The organism is Pseudoxanthomonas wuyuanensis (assembly GCF_900215535.1).
Taxonomy (GTDB): domain Bacteria; phylum Pseudomonadota; class Gammaproteobacteria; order Xanthomonadales; family Xanthomonadaceae; genus Pseudoxanthomonas_A; species Pseudoxanthomonas_A wuyuanensis.
The window spans coordinates 361,660-375,551 of sequence record NZ_OCND01000001.1 but is presented as its reverse complement, the minus strand read 5'-3'; the positions used below and the strand labels follow the sequence as shown (position 1 = coordinate 375,551).

Here is a 13,892-nt window from a genome sequence, read left to right as displayed (position 1 = left end):
GTCCGTCCGCCGGACATTCCGCTTGCCTTGTGCTCGCTATGGTCCCGCTGCCCTGCCCCTCCGCCCTCCCCGCAAGTGGGAGAGGGCGTTGAACCTACGGACCGGATGAACGGAATCAGTTTCACGTACCCGTGTTCTGGGACCAAGTTCGACCCGCGACAACAAGCCCACAGGCTAATCGCGCATTGCGAATCCGTCGCCCATGCCAACCCAAAGCACATATTCGAAGTTCTGCATCATGCGGTGAAAGCCGCCTTCGGGCGCGCCGTAGTTCGCCCCCACCACGATGGTGTGCCTTCCCACCGGCAGTGGCGGGATCAACAGCCAGTACCCATCGCTGGCCGCCACCGGCGTGATGTATCGGTCATCTTCTGGCAGATCCGGATATATGGGAAAACAACCATCGCTGCGCACCCGGTAGCTGGCCACGTTTTTCACCGCTACGCCGTCGATCAGGACCACTGCACTGGCCAGATGATCGTTGTTGACCGCCACCGACGCCTGCAGGCGATCGCACGACATCACCGTCTTGCCTTTCTTCACGCCCAACGGGGTCTGCTGGATCATGTTGATCACCGGCAGAAACAGATGCTTGCCCAACGGCACCTTGCATTCGCGCAGCGCATCGAAACTGCCGTCCGTTCCCGCCAGGAACCATATCGGGCCGTCCTGCCCGATCGCGCAGAACCGTCCGTCGGGATCAAGATAGGGTTCAACCGGCATGGACAACGCCCACTGCCACCACTGCGCCGACAACTGGGCATAACCCTTGCCTTCTACCTGCGCCGTCAACGGCAGCACGGTGGGCTGCTTGGGCGCAGATGGCGGTGCCGCCAAAGCGGCACCGGCCCAGACGCCGCACAACAACAACACCCCAGGCATTTTCTTGTTCATGGTTTCGCCTGTTTTTCGCCGACGGATCTGGCCGGCTGCACGCCGCCGGCCAGCATTTCCTTCTTTACCGATTGCTGCCAGGAATCATTGGGATCGGCATGCAACACGAACTGCCCGGCCGCCTCCACCCATCGCTCGTCTCGCGCAGCCACGAGCGCCTGGTAACGCCAAAACCAGCTCATGGCATGACTCGGCCTGCGCTTCACCAGCTCCGCCGTGCAGTCACGCGCCTGCTGGGTGCCTGCGGCTTCGGCCGTATAGACATAGGTGAAGCAGTAATTCTCCAGCGCGTTGAGTTCATGCGCCGGGTGCTGCCGTGCACGCAAGAAGTATGGCCGCGATTCTTCGATGCGGTTCAACGAGAGCAATGCGTGCCCAATGGCGTACTGGGCATCCATCCGTATGTCCATGTCGGCATCCGTATTCATGTCCTCGGAGTCCGCGGCGACGGTAGGCAACAGGTCCTCGAGCGCCCACGCGTAGTCCCCCAGCTGCTGCAGGACCACGCCGCGCAGCCTACCCACCTCCTGCGAACGGGGCCAGAAACGCAGCGCTTGCGAGAAATACACCAGCGCCGTCCAGGAATCGTCCTTCGCCCAATAGGCACGACCCGCGCTGGTCATCATCCGAGCGCCAGGGCCGGCGCGAGAGGCGGCGACGAAGCCTTCCCTGCCTTCGGCATAGGTATCCATCTGCGCGGCTTCGTAGCCCGGCGGCTCCGCAAGCAGCGAATACAGCTTTGGATTTTCAGGGCCATGCTGCAATACATGGGCGCCAACCTGGTTCATCGCCCGCAGGGAGCCGCCCCACTTGGGCATGGCGGCGGTCATCCATTCCCATACCACGTCGTACGACGCCGGATCGGCACTCAGGCATTGCGCCAGCGCTTGTTGTTGCAAGGCATCGGACGACTGCCGTCCGATTCCGGCCAGAGCCAGGCAGGCTGGCGTGAGGCGGGGCTCGCGCTCCAGTGCCTCGGCCAGCAACGGCGCCGCGCCGGCGAACAACTGGCTCATGCGTTTCAGCTGCGCCTCGGAAGTTTTGCTGATGTACGCCCCACCGCGCGCGTCCCAGCCCTGTGCGGCGCGATGCTTGCCCATGGCGGTGAGGGCGAACGGGCTTTGCGGCATCTGGCGCAGCCATAGCGTGGCGATATTGCCGGCACGCTCGCTGCTGTCGAAGAGATTGAACACCGGGAAGAGGCGGTCGCGTTCGCGCGGATCGTTGTAGTTGGCCTCCAGCAATGCTTCCAGCCGCTGTTCCAGCCACGCGGCACCGTCGGGCGTGGCCAGCCTGGCTTCTATCTCCTCCAGCGGCAACACCGGTGCGCGCAGCATGAGGCAGCGCCATTCTGCCGCGCCCGCGGGCCACTGGTTGCCGGGAAGATCCGGATAGGCCAGGCAGCGCTTTTCCGGGTCGGTTATCTGCTCGGCCTGGCGCACTTGCGCGAAATACGCGGCCAAGGCCTCGGGCGGCTTTGGCGCTACATGCGCTGGCACGTGTCCCAACTGCTGGGCAAAGGCCGGCAGGGCCAGCAATCCAAGCACGACCATTGCGCAACCACGGCGCATGCGTTCCTTCATTCCGTTCCCCGTTTTCCAATCCCCGCACGCAAGTTAACCGATGCCAGGCGCCCGCGAAAGAGCCCACGGCACGGTTGCCCAGCAACAGCCCACGGCGCGAATCCGCGGGAGCACTTGCGGCTTGACTCAGGTACAAGACGCGGCCCATCCGGCAGGGCGCGCGAACGCGTGGCGGCGCGGGCGGCGCATATGACGCGACTGCGGTAATCTGCCGCACCCTCGATACTCCTCACCCGAATGGACACCCTGCTGCCGAGCCTGTTGCTGCTGGCCTTGCTGGACAGCCTGAATCCCTCCGCCCTGGTCGTGGCGTTGTGGCTGCTTTCCCGCCCGCAACCCGCGCCGCGCCTGCTTGCCTACGTGGCCGGCATATTGGCGAGCTACCTGGCGTTGGGTGCCGCCATGATGTTGGGCTTCACCGCACTGAGCCAGCGTCTGGGCCAGGCGTTGGATCACCCGATTGCCCTAATCGTGCAGGGCCTGCTGGGCGCTGCGCTGCTGGTATACGCCATCTTCGCGCCGTCCACCGCTCACTCAGCGCACCAACCGAACCTGCCGGCCACCGGAAAACTGCTGGGCTTCGTTGCGCTGGGCATGGCGGTGACCGCCGCAGAACTGGTGACCGCGCTGCCCTACTTCGCCGCCATCGCCCTGATGATAGGCGCCGAACTTGGAGCCGCGCAGTGGCTGCCGCTACTGGTAGGCTACAACCTGATCTTCATCGCACCGCCGTTGCTGCTGCTTGGTTTGCATGCCCTGCTGGGCCGCCGCACCGACGAACGCTTCGCCCGCTGGCGCGCACGTCTGCAACGAGGCGCGCGCGAAGCCACGCTATGGATCTTCGCCCTGGCCGGTGTAGCCCTGATGGGCGATGCCGCCAGCCGCTGGGTAGCCGCGAACAAGGACACCGCGACGCCACCGGCAACGGCGCAGGCGCGGTAGGCCCGCAACGGCGCACAGCTTGTGCCGGTCGGTCGAACGCACCCAACGCAAGAAAAGCCCGGATTCGCCTTGCGGCAGCCAAGGAAGGCCAACGCTTGGAGGCGAAGTCGCTCGTGACCTGTGCAGGAACGACGACTCCGCCCTTGCTCTGTTCATTGCTTGGACGCAACGCAGCTGCCAGGCACGCCGGCTTCGCAATCTTTCTTGAGTTTCCGGCTCTTCTGGCGAGCGGCTTCCAGTCGCGCTGCGTCGGCGGCAGCGGCGCGAGCGGCCTCGGCGCGACGGCTGGCTTCCTCGGCGGCGCGTTTCATGGCCGCCAGTTCCTCCAGCGTGGGAAGGTTGCGGCTGCCAACGATCTGCTCGTCTTCAAGACGCAGCCAGAGCACGCGGCGCGGCGCCGGGTCCTGTTGCTGCGCTTGCCGGTAGTAGTAGTCGGCAGAATCGCGCGAACCGAACGTCTTGCAGTTCACGCCGATATAGCCGCCCTGCTGCGGCACCAGGCCGGAGGTCTGCATTGCGCGAATGAATCGTTCCTCGACATCGTCATCGCGGTTGGGGCCGTCATAGGCGTCGTACTCGTCCCGCGGCCCCTCGTAGGGGTGGTAGATCCGTTGGTTGATGAGCTGGGTGATGAAAGAGTCTCCGCCATGCACGCCATACGCGCAGTAAGACCACCAGTCGCGGTTGTCGGCGCCCTTCACCCATGGCCGCGGTTTTGGCTTGGGCGGATCCGCCGCCTGCGCCAACGCTTGCGCCTCCTCTGCCTCGCGTTTCGCGGCATCCGCGGCCGCGCCAGCATCCCGCGCAAGCTGTTCGAGCCGGGCGATTTCGGCCTGCGCTGCCGATGCAACCTCCTGCTCGGCGGCGTCGGCCTGCGCACGGCGCAAGGCCGCGGCCTGCTCCTGCAACGCGATGGCTTCGGCTTCGAGTTCTTCGGCCGTACGCGGTTTCGCAGGCTGCGCCGGTACGGGGGCCGGTTGCGCTGCGACTACCGCTCCCGAGCCAGCGCCCACAGGCGCAGCCGGTGCATCGCCCGGCAACGCCCCGCCCGTCGCGTCGACCGGAGCAAAGCGGCTGAGATTCTGTGCGGGCGATTCCGACACCACCTGCCCTGCGCGCAACTGCACTCTGCGTATCTCGTAAGTGTCGTTGACGGTAAGCACCACGCGATGAGGCGCCTTCAACAGTCCGCGCCCGATGAAGACCACGCTGCCATCGGGTTCGACAGTACCGTCCCATTCCTTGCCGCCAAGGTAGGACCCTTTGACCCGCAGCGTGCCAGGACTTACACCCGGCATGATGGTATTGGTAAACACGACTTTGCCGGTACGTGGCTCGACCCACTCCTGCACCAGCACTTCGTCCGGCACTTCCCAGCGCCACCGTAGCTGGTAGCCGCTGGGTCCTGCCTGTTTCACCGTCCCTACCAACCGCGCATAGATGCCCCACGTCCCATCGGCGTCGGCGTCGGCGGCGTGGGCCCAACCCGCGCACGCGAGGAGCATCAGCAGCGCCAGCCGGCGCACTCTCGGTTCCAGTACCATCGCAAGCCCCCAAAATTGATGAAACGCCGCGAATCCTCACGCGGGGCGCAGCGCGCTGTACGTTGCCAACCGGCACATCGCATACCGCCCCCCCCGGCGATCGCACGGCCCTCAGTCGGTACGTTCCGTCCCCAAGGAACCACCGCAGCCAAATCCTACCCCACAACGCGGCGGCTAGGGCCTGTTAACGCTATTGGGATAGGTCACGCCGACACTGAGTACGTGTGGGACAAGGAAGAACGAGGAAGTGTATGTCGATACACGCCCGAGTGATGACGCGGTACCGCGCGCACTCAGTGCCGGCCCTCCGGGTTGCTTCCCAGCGCTCGCCAGGCGGCCGCGCGCGGCTTGAACAGGCCACCAGCCTGTCGCTGCGCCGCGCGCAATCACCTGACAAGCGCTGGAAAGCAACGTGACCTATCCCAATAGCGTTAACAGGCCCTAGTCCCCGCCCGTTCGGAAGCCTGGCCACGTCGGAGGCGGTGCATCATGCCTGCACCCGATGCGCCGCTGCCGGCAGCGGCAGGTGCCGGCGCAAGTCGCCAATGCGCCGACATGTGCGCGGCCGCGCACCGCCGCATCGCGCTGGCCTGCACCGCTGCTTGTGCCCTGGCCGAACCAGTCCTGGCGATGCCATCCGGAAAGGTATACTCGCGCCGACATGGCGGGTGCCATACCCGTCCACAAATCACGGAGCGACGATATGGGTCTTGTGCAGGCGGTGGTGGGTGCAGTCGGCGGCGTGCTTGCCGACCAGTGGAAGGATTTCTACACCGTGCCGGAGGGCCTGCCGGCGACGGCGGCGCTGTTCGCCGCGGTGCCGCGCGGCACCAATGCCGGTCGCGGCTCCAACACCAACGGTTCGTCCAACATCATCACCAACGGGTCGAAGATTGTCGTCCCCGAAGGCTACGGCCTGCTGCTGATGCAGGACGGCGCGATCACCGCGTTCGTCGCCGAGCCCGGCGGCTACGAGTGGCGTTCGGACGACCTCAACTCAAAATCGCTCTTCGCCGGCGACGGCCTGGTCTCCACGTTCATCACCCAGAGCTGGGAGCGCTTCAAATTCGGCGGCCAGCCGGGTTCGCAGCAGGCGGCGTTCTTCGTCTCATTGAAGGAACTGCCGGAGAACCGCTTCGGCACCCAGTCCGAGATCTACTGGGACGACGGCTTCCTCAACACCCAGGTCGGCGCGGTGACGCGCGGCTCGTACACGCTGAAAATCGTCGACCCCATCCTGTTCGTGAAGAACTTCGTACCGGCGTCGTACCTGCAGCCGGGCAAGGTGTTCGACTTCACCGATCTGGACAACGCGGCCGCCGGCCAGCTGTTCAATGAAGTGGTCGGCTCGCTGGCGCCGGCCTTCAGCCTGTACTCGAACGACCCGTCCAAGGGCAACCGCATCACCAAGCTGCAACAGGATTCGCTGGGCTTCGCGCAGAGCCTGTCCGCAGCCGTCGAGCAGGGTTACCAGTGGAAGTCCGACCGGGGCCTGGCCATCGTCAAGACCGCCATCGTCTCCATCGAGTACGACGCCAACACCCGCGAACTGCTCAAGACCGTGCAGCGCGCCGACGCGCTGTCCGGTGCGCGCGGCAATGTCAACCTCCAGGCCAGCGTGGCGCAAGGCATCCAGTCGGCAGGCGAGAACGGCGGTGCCGCCGGCGTCATGGGCCTGGGCATGGCCACCGGCATGGTCGGCGGCCTCGGCGCGCTGCAGCAGCCCGTGGCCCCCGCAGCGCCAGCGGCCGAAGATCCGGTGGCCAAGTTGCAGAAGGCCAAGCAGATGCTCGATCTCGGCCTGATCACGCAGGCCGACTATGACGCCCTCAAGGCAAAGGCGTTGGGCCTGTAAACCGGAACCGCACGCTGCCCATGTCCATTCCGAACCGTCCGGCGCCACCGCCGTTGCCGCCGGCGCCCCCCGCCGGCCCTGGCTCACCGCAGGAGGTGCCGCCGCTGCCCGGGAGTTTCCCGGTCGACTCCGCCACCCTGCCCGATGCCATCCGCGCGGAGATCGAGGCCCCCGATCCAGTCGCCATCGACACCGCGTCGGCCGAACTCAAGGACGGGCAGAACCGCTGCCCGAAGTGCGGCGCCACCGACATCCGCCACAAACTGGGCAGCGATGTCCTGGTCTGCCTGTACTGCCGCAACGAATGGGTGGGCGCACGGGTCGAGGATGAGTTCGGGTTGGGCGAAGGCCTCGACCAGCTCAAGGGTACGGTCATCGCATCCGGCGCGCGCGATATCGCCGCCGACGTCACCCACCTGATGACCTTCAAATGCACCGGCTGCGGCGCCGAGGTGACGGTGAATACCGAGAACGCGATGACGGCGCGCTGCCATTGGTGCCGCCACGTATTCGGCATTAACGAGCAGATTGCCAACGGCGCGGTACCCGATGCGGTGCTGCCCTTCCACATCAGAAAGGACGATGCCATTGCGCGCATCCGCCAGTTCGTGGACAAGCGGCGGCTGTTCGCGCTGAAGGCCTTCAAGGAACAATTCACGCCCGAGAATGTCGTGGGCGTGTACCTGCCCTACATGATCGTCGACGGCAACGCGAGCGCCAGCGTGGCCGGCAAGGGCGAGATCCTGACGCGCGAGTACACGCGTGGCACCGACAAGAACAAGAAGACCTACTACGACGCCGACGTCTACCATGTGGAACGCGCGGTCGACTTCACCGTCGACGACCTGCCGCTGGAATCCTCGCGCGAGCGCGGCAACCTGAATACGCGCGTCAACACGCAGAACATCATCAACACCATCCTGCCGTTCGACACCAAGAATGCGGTGAAGTGGAACGCATCGTATCTGTCCGGCTTCACCTCCGAGAAGCGCGACACCGACGTGGAGCAGCTGCGCCCGCGCCTGGAGGACCAGTTGCTGTCCATTGCCCGCGCGCAGGTGGAGAGTTCGGTGCGGCGCTACGATCGTGGCGTGCGCTGGGAGCAGGAACGCCTGGACGTGCACGGCACGCGCTGGGTGTCGATGTACCTGCCGGTATGGTTGTATTCGTATCACCAGCCGGGCAGCAATGGCGGCATGCTGCACTACATTGCGGTCAACGGCCGCACCGGCGAAACAATGGGCAGCGTGCCTGTGCAGCAGTGGAAGCTGCTGCTGACGGCGCTGACCGTCGGCACGTTCCTGGAGGGCATCGCCCTCTGGATCATCTGGGCGGGCTCATGAGCGACGACAATGGACTATGGCTGCTGGCGCTGGGCCCAACGGGCGCCGTGGCGCTGTACTGGGCCATCTACCGTTATTACCGCAACACCGACAAGTCGCACGCGTTCGAGCGCGAGACCGACGTGGCAGCCAAGCCGGTGACCGGTTCCGACCGCAAGGTCGATGAGGTCAAGGGTACCCAGCGCACGCGCATCGATGGCGACAACGTGCGCGCATACCGCCAGCGCGTGGGCCGGATTCACGACGCCAGCGACTGAGTTGGATCGCGGCAGCGCGGCGGGTTGAAGATCCTTGCTCACCGGTCCTTGGCAGGCGGCTGCCAGGTTCCTCCTGAAGCGGCGCCAAGCCGTGGCGCATTCCTTCGGTGCCACGGCCGGTAACGGTTCAGATCTCGCGGCACGGCGTGGCGGAGGACGCGCTTTCCAACGATGCGTCCGCAAGCTCGGCCGGCAGGCCGCGAGTGCCGCGCGGCGGCCGGGGCCGTTCGCCATCGCGGGTACCGGTTGAGGCAGCGGAAACGGCCGGTGCTGGCAGGTAGACGATGCGATAGAGCAGTTCGAACTCGCGTAGCGGAACCACGCGCGGCTTGGGAGTGCCCGGTACCACGATCGTGCGCCCGGTGGTGATGCGTCGCGGCGCGCTGGCGCCGAAGGCCGCACCACGCGCAAACTGCGACCATACCGCTCCGCCCAGCGCATTGACGAACAGCAGCTGCAACCGGTCCGCGCCGCCCAGCGCAACCGTCCGGCAATAGTTGAGCGCCACGCTCCCGCCCTCGGGCGGCAGCCGCAATCCCTCTGGTGCGCCCACCGGGGGCGGAAACGCCACGTTCGCGCCGTTGAGGAACACGTTGAAATACCCAGCCTCGACAGCGCCCGGCTGTGCATGCGCGGCCGCCACTCCAAGCGGCAACGGATGGCGGGTGATGGACAGAAACTCGACCCGCGCCCGATCCGTCAGTACGCCGCCTACGGCATCCAGCCCCGGGCGTACCCCGCCGGCCGTCGCCTGCGCCAGGTCGAATGGCATCGCATCGAACTTGGGATCCTGCGCCAGGCTGACGCCGATGGAACGGCACGCTTCGCCGCCGATGACCGCCGTTGGAATGGTGCGCAGGTAGCCACGGATGGTCGACTCGATGCGCCGCGAAATCTGCACCGGCAGCAGCAGGAAATCGAGCGCCGACTCAAGCGGATGCGGATCGCCCAGCACCGGATCGCCAACCTCGACCTTCACTTCGATGTTGCCGGTACGCGCCCCGTTCTCCGCCTTGCACTGGACATGCACCTCGTAGCCATAGGTGAGGTCCCGATCCACCGGGCCCGGCGGATCGATCTTGAACTGCAGGCGCCCGTACAGCATGGTCTCGCGCAGGTTGGGCTTGTCCACGTGCCGAGTGGCGCTGGCGAATGGCCGGCCGAAGCAGGCGGTGCCGCATTTGAGCGGACGCGCATTCTCGCTGCGCCAATGAACGATGCCATCGCCGGCACGCACCTTGGCCGCAAACGCGGGCGTGCAATCCTGCGGCCGGAAACCGCCCGGGAACGAGTGGCCGGCCTCGCGCATCAGCGCCTCGCAAAGTCCCAGGTCGGCGGCGTCCTCGATGGCCTTGCGCAGGAACGGCGCGGTGACCGCACGCGCCGCGGTTTCGCTGGCTTGTACCGGGTACTGCAGCGCGTCGGGCGGTCCCAGCGCCTCGTCCTGCGCGAGCGCCGTCGCGCCCACCAACAACTGGCCCATGACCGCCCCGGCCACAAGGATGCGTTGCCACATGACACTTCTCCATGTCTCAGCAGCCCCTGCATCCCATTCCACGCAGACGCGGCCAGGATGCGGCCAACGACGGCGGCGTTACCTGTCCCGAGCGCTGACAGGCCCCAGCGCCACATCCAGCGCATGGTCGGCGTCCACAGCGATATCCGGCGCCACGCCCACCCCTTCGATGCGTCCGTTGGCAATCGAAAAGTAATCCGCAACCGGAACCAGCAGGTGGAAGCCGCCGGGAATATCGAAACGCTTTGACGACAGCACGGCGCCGGGTGTCCGCTCCCCGACCACCGTGGCCCTCCCGGTGGCCTTCAGCACGTCGGCGGCAATCTCGGCGGCACTGACCGAGCGGGCGCTGGTCAGCACGTAGACCGGACCCGGGTAATGAGGCTGCATGGGATCGATGCGATAGCCGGTCAGCGGCTGCGCAAGCATCTGCGCCTGGAACGCCCTGAGCGAGTACCCGCGCCATGGCGTGGCGGACGGGAAATCGCGCGGTCCCGGCGGCGCGTCGTGGTCCCGGTACCAGGCGGCGCTGGCAAACACGCCGGCGTCCAGCGGCTGCGCGATCAGGTGCCCCACCAGCGGCACCACCGCAAACGCGCCGCCACCGTTGCGCCTCAGGTCGATGATCAGCCGCGCCGGCTTTCGTGCGGCGATCTTGTCGTATGCCAATTCGATCGCCTCTATCGTGTCGGTGCCGCTCATGGTGGTCACCGTCAGCACCGCGGCGTCGCCCTGCCAGTCCAGCGATACGGCGTTCTCGCCGCCGGGCGCGGTATCCATGCGCGCATACCGCTCATCGGCCGACTCGTCGGCGCGCAGCAAGGCCACATGCGAAAACGGCCCTTGCTTCCAGAGCGCGTTGAAGCCGGTCCGGAACGCCTCGTCGGACGGCGCTGTCGCGGCGAGCACCAGCGCGTCGGACTCGAGCTGGCGGTACCTGTCGTCCTGGAGCAGCGCCGGGCGATAGTGGTTGGCCCTCAATGTGGCATTGATCGACTCGGCAACCACGCGGAGATCGGCGGCCGCATTCGTGGCGCCCGCATACGCGCACATGCCGCCAATCACGGCCGCGGCCACCGTCAAAACGACCCGACTCCGGAAGTTCATGTGGGGTGCTCCCATGGACTGGGCCAATCGGCCGGTACAGGCATGGATGCGGAACCAGGCCCAACGGTTCAATACGGCCTGCTAGATGGGCCTGACCCGGTGTTCCCGCAGCCCACGGCCCTGCCCTGCTTTTGACCACCGGCCGCGAGAGATCAGGCGGCCGGCGCGGGGGTGACCTCTGGCCTAGATATTATCGTTAATCGATATGGTAAATATCGTTTAACGATGCCAACCCAGGTTCCTCGCATGGACACCACCGCCAGCCGCGCCCTCACCGCCGCCCGCCCGGTCATCACCGGCCTGACCGCCCTGAATATCCTCTACGGCCTGTTCATCGCCGCGCTGCTGCTCGCCAGCGTCGTGCGGCCGGGCTGGCCGTGGGCGGCGCTGGGTTTCGACATGGAACTCGCGCACCCCGCGCTTGCGGTGGCCCTGCAGGCGATCGCCGTGCTTGGGCTCGCCGGCGCCGCGCTGGTGCATGTCGTGCTGCGAAAGCTGTGGGCCATCGTCGATACCGTGCGCGACGGCGACCCGTTCATCGCCGGCAACGCCCGCCGGCTGACCGCCATTGCCTGGTGCGTGCTGGCCGGGCAGTTGCTGCGGCTGGCGATCATGCTGATTGCAGCCGCGGTATCCACGCAGGCACAGCCGGTGGACATGGGCGATGGCTTCTCGTTCACGCCTTGGCTGGCGGTGCTGCTGCTGTTCGTGCTCGCCGGCGTGTTTGGGCAAGGGGCGCGGATGCGCGCCGACCTGGAAGGCACGGTCTGACATGGCCATCCTGGTCCGCCTGGACGAATTGCTGTACGCGCGGCGCATGACGCTGACCGAGCTGGCCGAGCGCGTGGACATCACCGTCGCCAACCTGTCGATCCTCAAGACCGGCAAGGCCAAGGCGATGCGCTTCTCCACGCTCGAGGCGATCTGCCGTGTGCTGGATTGCCAACCGGGCGATCTGCTCGCCCACGACCCCACCCAACCCGCCGAGGATTGACCATGGCCATCGCAAACTTCTTCCGCGCCGACCCGCTGCGTTACGAGGGCGTGCGCCCGATCAACATCTGGGGCCTACGGCTGTTCTATCTGCTGATGCTGGTGTTCGTCGCCCCAAGCGCCTGGCAGGTGCTGCTGACGCATGAAGGACCGTGGCAGCCGCTGCCGGCGGTGGCGTGGACGGTATGGGCAACCTACCCCACCCTGGCCTTCTTCGCCCTGTTCCATCCATTGCGCTGGCTGCCGCTGATGTTCTTCACCATCGGCTACAAGTCGATATGGCTGGTCTTCGTCGCCCTGCCGCTGTGGCTGGCCGGCACTATGGACGGGGCGTCGGCACAGCCGATTGCCAATTCCTTCCTTGCCCTGCCACTACTGGTGCTGGTGGTGCCATGGGGCTATGCGTGGCGCACGTACGTGTGCGGCGCGCGGCCAGTCTCCGCGCCGACCGGGCAGCAGGCCCGGCCGTGAAAGATCAGGTACACGCGCGAGCGCAGTAGGCTATCTCCCCTGCGCGGTCTACCTTGTCAGTAAACCTGTCCACGCTCCGGCGATCTGAGCATCTTCGGTTGACCGCACGTCAGAAACGCCAATGCCGCCAATCACCCTTGAATGAACTATCAAGCTTCAATCCTCGGGCAGAAGCTGTGGATTCCACAGTACCTCCCACAAATGCTGATCCGGATCCTGGAAGTAGCCCGCGTAACCGCCCCAAGAGGTTTCATTAGCAGCCTTTACGATAACGGCACCAGCGTGTTCCGCTTGCGCCATGACGGCATCGACCTCTTCCCTCGACGAAAGATTGTGGCCCAGGGTGAACTCTGTGGCACTACGCTTGCCCACCGGCAGGCCAGAATCATGAGCAATGCTTGCGCGCGGCCAGATTGCCAACTTCAAACCCGCTTGGAGATCAAAGAACGCCACGGCGCCATGTTCGATCTCACGTCCGACAATGCCATCTGTCTTTAGACCAAGGCCGTCACGATAGAACCGAAGAGCCCGTTCCAAATCGTCAACGCCAATGGTGATCACGGTAATTCTAGCTTTCATGTGATCTCTCCATGAGGCCCAAGGCAACGCTGAAAAAGATCTGTTGCCCTAACCCCTGAGATGCCGCAGCCCCCTCCAACCGACACCAATAAGAATACCCGCGCCCGACAATAAGGCCAGATATATCGCCGCTGCCTCCGCGCCGAAGAAAGCGAATCCGTACTTGCTGGACGAGAACTGCAAGAGGCCTGTAGCAAGAGAGAGACGAGCTTGATTGATTGTCAGCACCAAGATGGCAACACCGACGACGACGCAAACCAAGTTCCAGCTACTTTTTGAACTATAGGCAGTCATCACAAGGCACCTAACGCTGAGTTGAGCCCGCCCTGGCCAGCTATCAGATCAAAGCCGCAACGATGCGGGCTAGGTTTGAACAAGTTGCCTGGCAGTGTAGGCACGCTAGCAGGTCCAGTAAATCTTGCCGACCAGGTCAACGACCTCCGGGCCATCACTGCACCCTCCTACATCCGGAAGTGTCCGGTCAGTGTCTTTGTGGCCAATGATCCATTGGCGGGATCCAGCATGCCACATGAGCTCACCCTCAGCGATGATACCGGCAGGAAACGGACCAGAGGCCTTGGGGTTGATCAGCACAATATGTGTGCCGTCGATTGTCGCAGTGAGAGAGAAGCTCGGCATCGCGGGATGCTCTGCGAAACGATGCTGAAAGATGTACGTACCTGAAGCGATTGGGACAGGGGGCGCAGGCGCTGCGCCGCACCCAACGACCCAAAGAGCTATCAGCACAAAAACTTCTTTCATGCAGGCCTCAACGCTGAAGAAAGCCGACCCGCAAAGCTGCTCCGGC

14 protein-coding genes are annotated in these 13,892 nt (G+C 65.3%); 7 read left to right on the top strand and 7 right to left on the bottom strand.

Annotated features, from left to right (window positions below):
* Positions 1-174: 174 nt before the first annotated feature.
* Together CRO39_RS01690 and CRO39_RS01685 are read right to left on the bottom strand one after the other, a co-directional pair.
* Positions 175-894: a hypothetical protein gene (locus CRO39_RS01690; RefSeq protein WP_238394604.1), complete on the bottom strand. Its 720-nt coding sequence runs from the start codon at positions 892-894 to the stop codon at positions 175-177.
* Positions 891-2,477, bottom strand: a complete 1,587-nt coding sequence (locus tag CRO39_RS01685) for a tetratricopeptide repeat protein (RefSeq protein WP_141400677.1) — start codon at positions 2,475-2,477, stop codon at positions 891-893. Before CRO39_RS01685 ends, CRO39_RS01690 begins: the two co-directional genes overlap by 4 nt.
* 237 nt (positions 2,478-2,714) lie before the next feature.
* Here CRO39_RS01685 and CRO39_RS01680 point away from each other — a divergent pair, with 237 nt between their 5' ends.
* Complete coding sequence (locus CRO39_RS01680) at positions 2,715-3,419, top strand: GAP family protein (RefSeq protein WP_097120131.1); 705 nt, start codon at positions 2,715-2,717, stop codon at positions 3,417-3,419.
* Positions 3,420-3,571: 152 nt separating this feature from the next.
* Here CRO39_RS01680 and CRO39_RS01675 read toward each other — a convergent pair whose 3' ends face one another.
* Positions 3,572-4,963 (bottom strand): hypothetical protein, encoded by a 1,392-nt coding sequence (locus CRO39_RS01675; RefSeq protein WP_097120130.1) that lies wholly within the window; start codon positions 4,961-4,963, stop codon positions 3,572-3,574.
* A gap of 703 nt (positions 4,964-5,666) precedes the next feature.
* Here CRO39_RS01675 and CRO39_RS01670 point away from each other — a divergent pair.
* Genes CRO39_RS01670 through CRO39_RS01660 form a run of 3 tightly spaced genes read left to right on the top strand, consistent with a single transcriptional unit; the run spans position 5,667 to position 8,418 of the window.
* Positions 5,667-6,818 carry an SPFH domain-containing protein gene (locus CRO39_RS01670; RefSeq protein ID WP_097120129.1) on the top strand — a complete coding sequence of 384 codons (1,152 nt, stop codon included), beginning with the start codon at positions 5,667-5,669 and terminating at the stop codon, positions 6,816-6,818.
* Between the two features lie 20 nt (positions 6,819-6,838).
* Positions 6,839-8,161: a hypothetical protein gene (locus tag CRO39_RS01665; protein WP_097120128.1), complete on the top strand. Its 1,323-nt coding sequence runs from the start codon at positions 6,839-6,841 to the stop codon at positions 8,159-8,161.
* Positions 8,158-8,418 (top strand): hypothetical protein, encoded by a 261-nt coding sequence (locus CRO39_RS01660; protein WP_097120127.1) that lies wholly within the window; start codon positions 8,158-8,160, stop codon positions 8,416-8,418. Before CRO39_RS01665 ends, CRO39_RS01660 begins: the two co-directional genes overlap by 4 nt.
* Positions 8,419-8,545: 127 nt before the next feature.
* Here the strand turns inward: CRO39_RS01660 and CRO39_RS01655 are convergent, their stop codons facing one another.
* Together CRO39_RS01655 and CRO39_RS01650 are read right to left on the bottom strand one after the other, a co-directional pair.
* Positions 8,546-9,934, bottom strand: coding sequence for a hypothetical protein (locus tag CRO39_RS01655; protein ID WP_097120126.1), 1,389 nt, complete (start codon positions 9,932-9,934; stop codon positions 8,546-8,548).
* Positions 9,935-10,012: 78 nt separating this feature from the next.
* The gene (locus tag CRO39_RS01650; RefSeq protein WP_176520138.1) at positions 10,013-11,041 is read right to left on the bottom strand and encodes a S41 family peptidase; all 1,029 of its coding nucleotides are present in this window, start codon (positions 11,039-11,041) and stop codon (positions 10,013-10,015) included.
* Between the two features lie 246 nt (positions 11,042-11,287).
* Here CRO39_RS01650 and CRO39_RS01645 point away from each other — a divergent pair, with 246 nt between their 5' ends.
* From CRO39_RS01645 to CRO39_RS01635, 3 genes are read left to right on the top strand one after another with little or no spacing between them, the layout of a single operon-like run.
* A complete protein-coding gene (locus CRO39_RS01645; protein WP_162125792.1) occupies positions 11,288-11,812 on the top strand; it encodes a DUF2975 domain-containing protein in 525 nt (174 codons plus the stop codon).
* A 1-nt stretch (position 11,813) separates the two neighbouring features.
* Entirely contained in the window at positions 11,814-12,035 is a 222-nt protein-coding gene (locus tag CRO39_RS01640) for a helix-turn-helix domain-containing protein (RefSeq protein ID WP_097120123.1), read from the top strand.
* Between the two features lie 2 nt (positions 12,036-12,037).
* The gene (locus CRO39_RS01635) at positions 12,038-12,505 is read left to right on the top strand and encodes a hypothetical protein (protein ID WP_097120122.1); all 468 of its coding nucleotides are present in this window, start codon (positions 12,038-12,040) and stop codon (positions 12,503-12,505) included.
* Positions 12,506-12,661: 156 nt separating this feature from the next.
* On the opposite strand, the gene CRO39_RS01630 is transcribed toward CRO39_RS01635, so the two are convergent.
* Both CRO39_RS01630 and CRO39_RS20755 read right to left on the bottom strand, forming a co-directional pair.
* Positions 12,662-13,084: a VOC family protein gene (locus tag CRO39_RS01630; protein ID WP_097120121.1), complete on the bottom strand. Its 423-nt coding sequence runs from the start codon at positions 13,082-13,084 to the stop codon at positions 12,662-12,664.
* A gap of 48 nt (positions 13,085-13,132) precedes the next feature.
* Positions 13,133-13,378: a hypothetical protein gene (locus tag CRO39_RS20755; RefSeq protein ID WP_176520137.1), complete on the bottom strand. Its 246-nt coding sequence runs from the start codon at positions 13,376-13,378 to the stop codon at positions 13,133-13,135.
* Between the last annotated feature and the right edge of the window lie 514 nt (positions 13,379-13,892).

What these genes read in the sequence shown, in the direction of transcription:
- CRO39_RS01690 (WP_238394604.1), bottom strand. Translation starts at nt 894, where the DNA reads ATGAACAAGAAAATGCCTGGGGTGTTGTTGTTGTGCGGCGTCTGGGCC.
- CRO39_RS01685 (WP_141400677.1), bottom strand. Translation starts at nt 2,477, where the DNA reads ATGAAGGAACGCATGCGCCGTGGTTGCGCAATGGTCGTGCTTGGATTG.
- CRO39_RS01680 (WP_097120131.1), top strand. Translation starts at nt 2,715, where the DNA reads ATGGACACCCTGCTGCCGAGCCTGTTGCTGCTGGCCTTGCTGGACAGC.
- CRO39_RS01675 (WP_097120130.1), bottom strand. Translation starts at nt 4,963, where the DNA reads ATGGTACTGGAACCGAGAGTGCGCCGGCTGGCGCTGCTGATGCTCCTC.
- CRO39_RS01670 (WP_097120129.1), top strand. Translation starts at nt 5,667, where the DNA reads ATGGGTCTTGTGCAGGCGGTGGTGGGTGCAGTCGGCGGCGTGCTTGCC.
- CRO39_RS01665 (WP_097120128.1), top strand. Translation starts at nt 6,839, where the DNA reads ATGTCCATTCCGAACCGTCCGGCGCCACCGCCGTTGCCGCCGGCGCCC.
- CRO39_RS01660 (WP_097120127.1), top strand. Translation starts at nt 8,158, where the DNA reads ATGAGCGACGACAATGGACTATGGCTGCTGGCGCTGGGCCCAACGGGC.
- CRO39_RS01655 (WP_097120126.1), bottom strand. Translation starts at nt 9,934, where the DNA reads ATGTGGCAACGCATCCTTGTGGCCGGGGCGGTCATGGGCCAGTTGTTG.
- CRO39_RS01650 (WP_176520138.1), bottom strand. Translation starts at nt 11,041, where the DNA reads ATGAACTTCCGGAGTCGGGTCGTTTTGACGGTGGCCGCGGCCGTGATT.
- CRO39_RS01645 (WP_162125792.1), top strand. Translation starts at nt 11,288, where the DNA reads ATGGACACCACCGCCAGCCGCGCCCTCACCGCCGCCCGCCCGGTCATC.
- CRO39_RS01640 (WP_097120123.1), top strand. Translation starts at nt 11,814, where the DNA reads ATGGCCATCCTGGTCCGCCTGGACGAATTGCTGTACGCGCGGCGCATG.
- CRO39_RS01635 (WP_097120122.1), top strand. Translation starts at nt 12,038, where the DNA reads ATGGCCATCGCAAACTTCTTCCGCGCCGACCCGCTGCGTTACGAGGGC.
- CRO39_RS01630 (WP_097120121.1), bottom strand. Translation starts at nt 13,084, where the DNA reads ATGAAAGCTAGAATTACCGTGATCACCATTGGCGTTGACGATTTGGAA.
- CRO39_RS20755 (WP_176520137.1), bottom strand. Translation starts at nt 13,378, where the DNA reads ATGACTGCCTATAGTTCAAAAAGTAGCTGGAACTTGGTTTGCGTCGTC.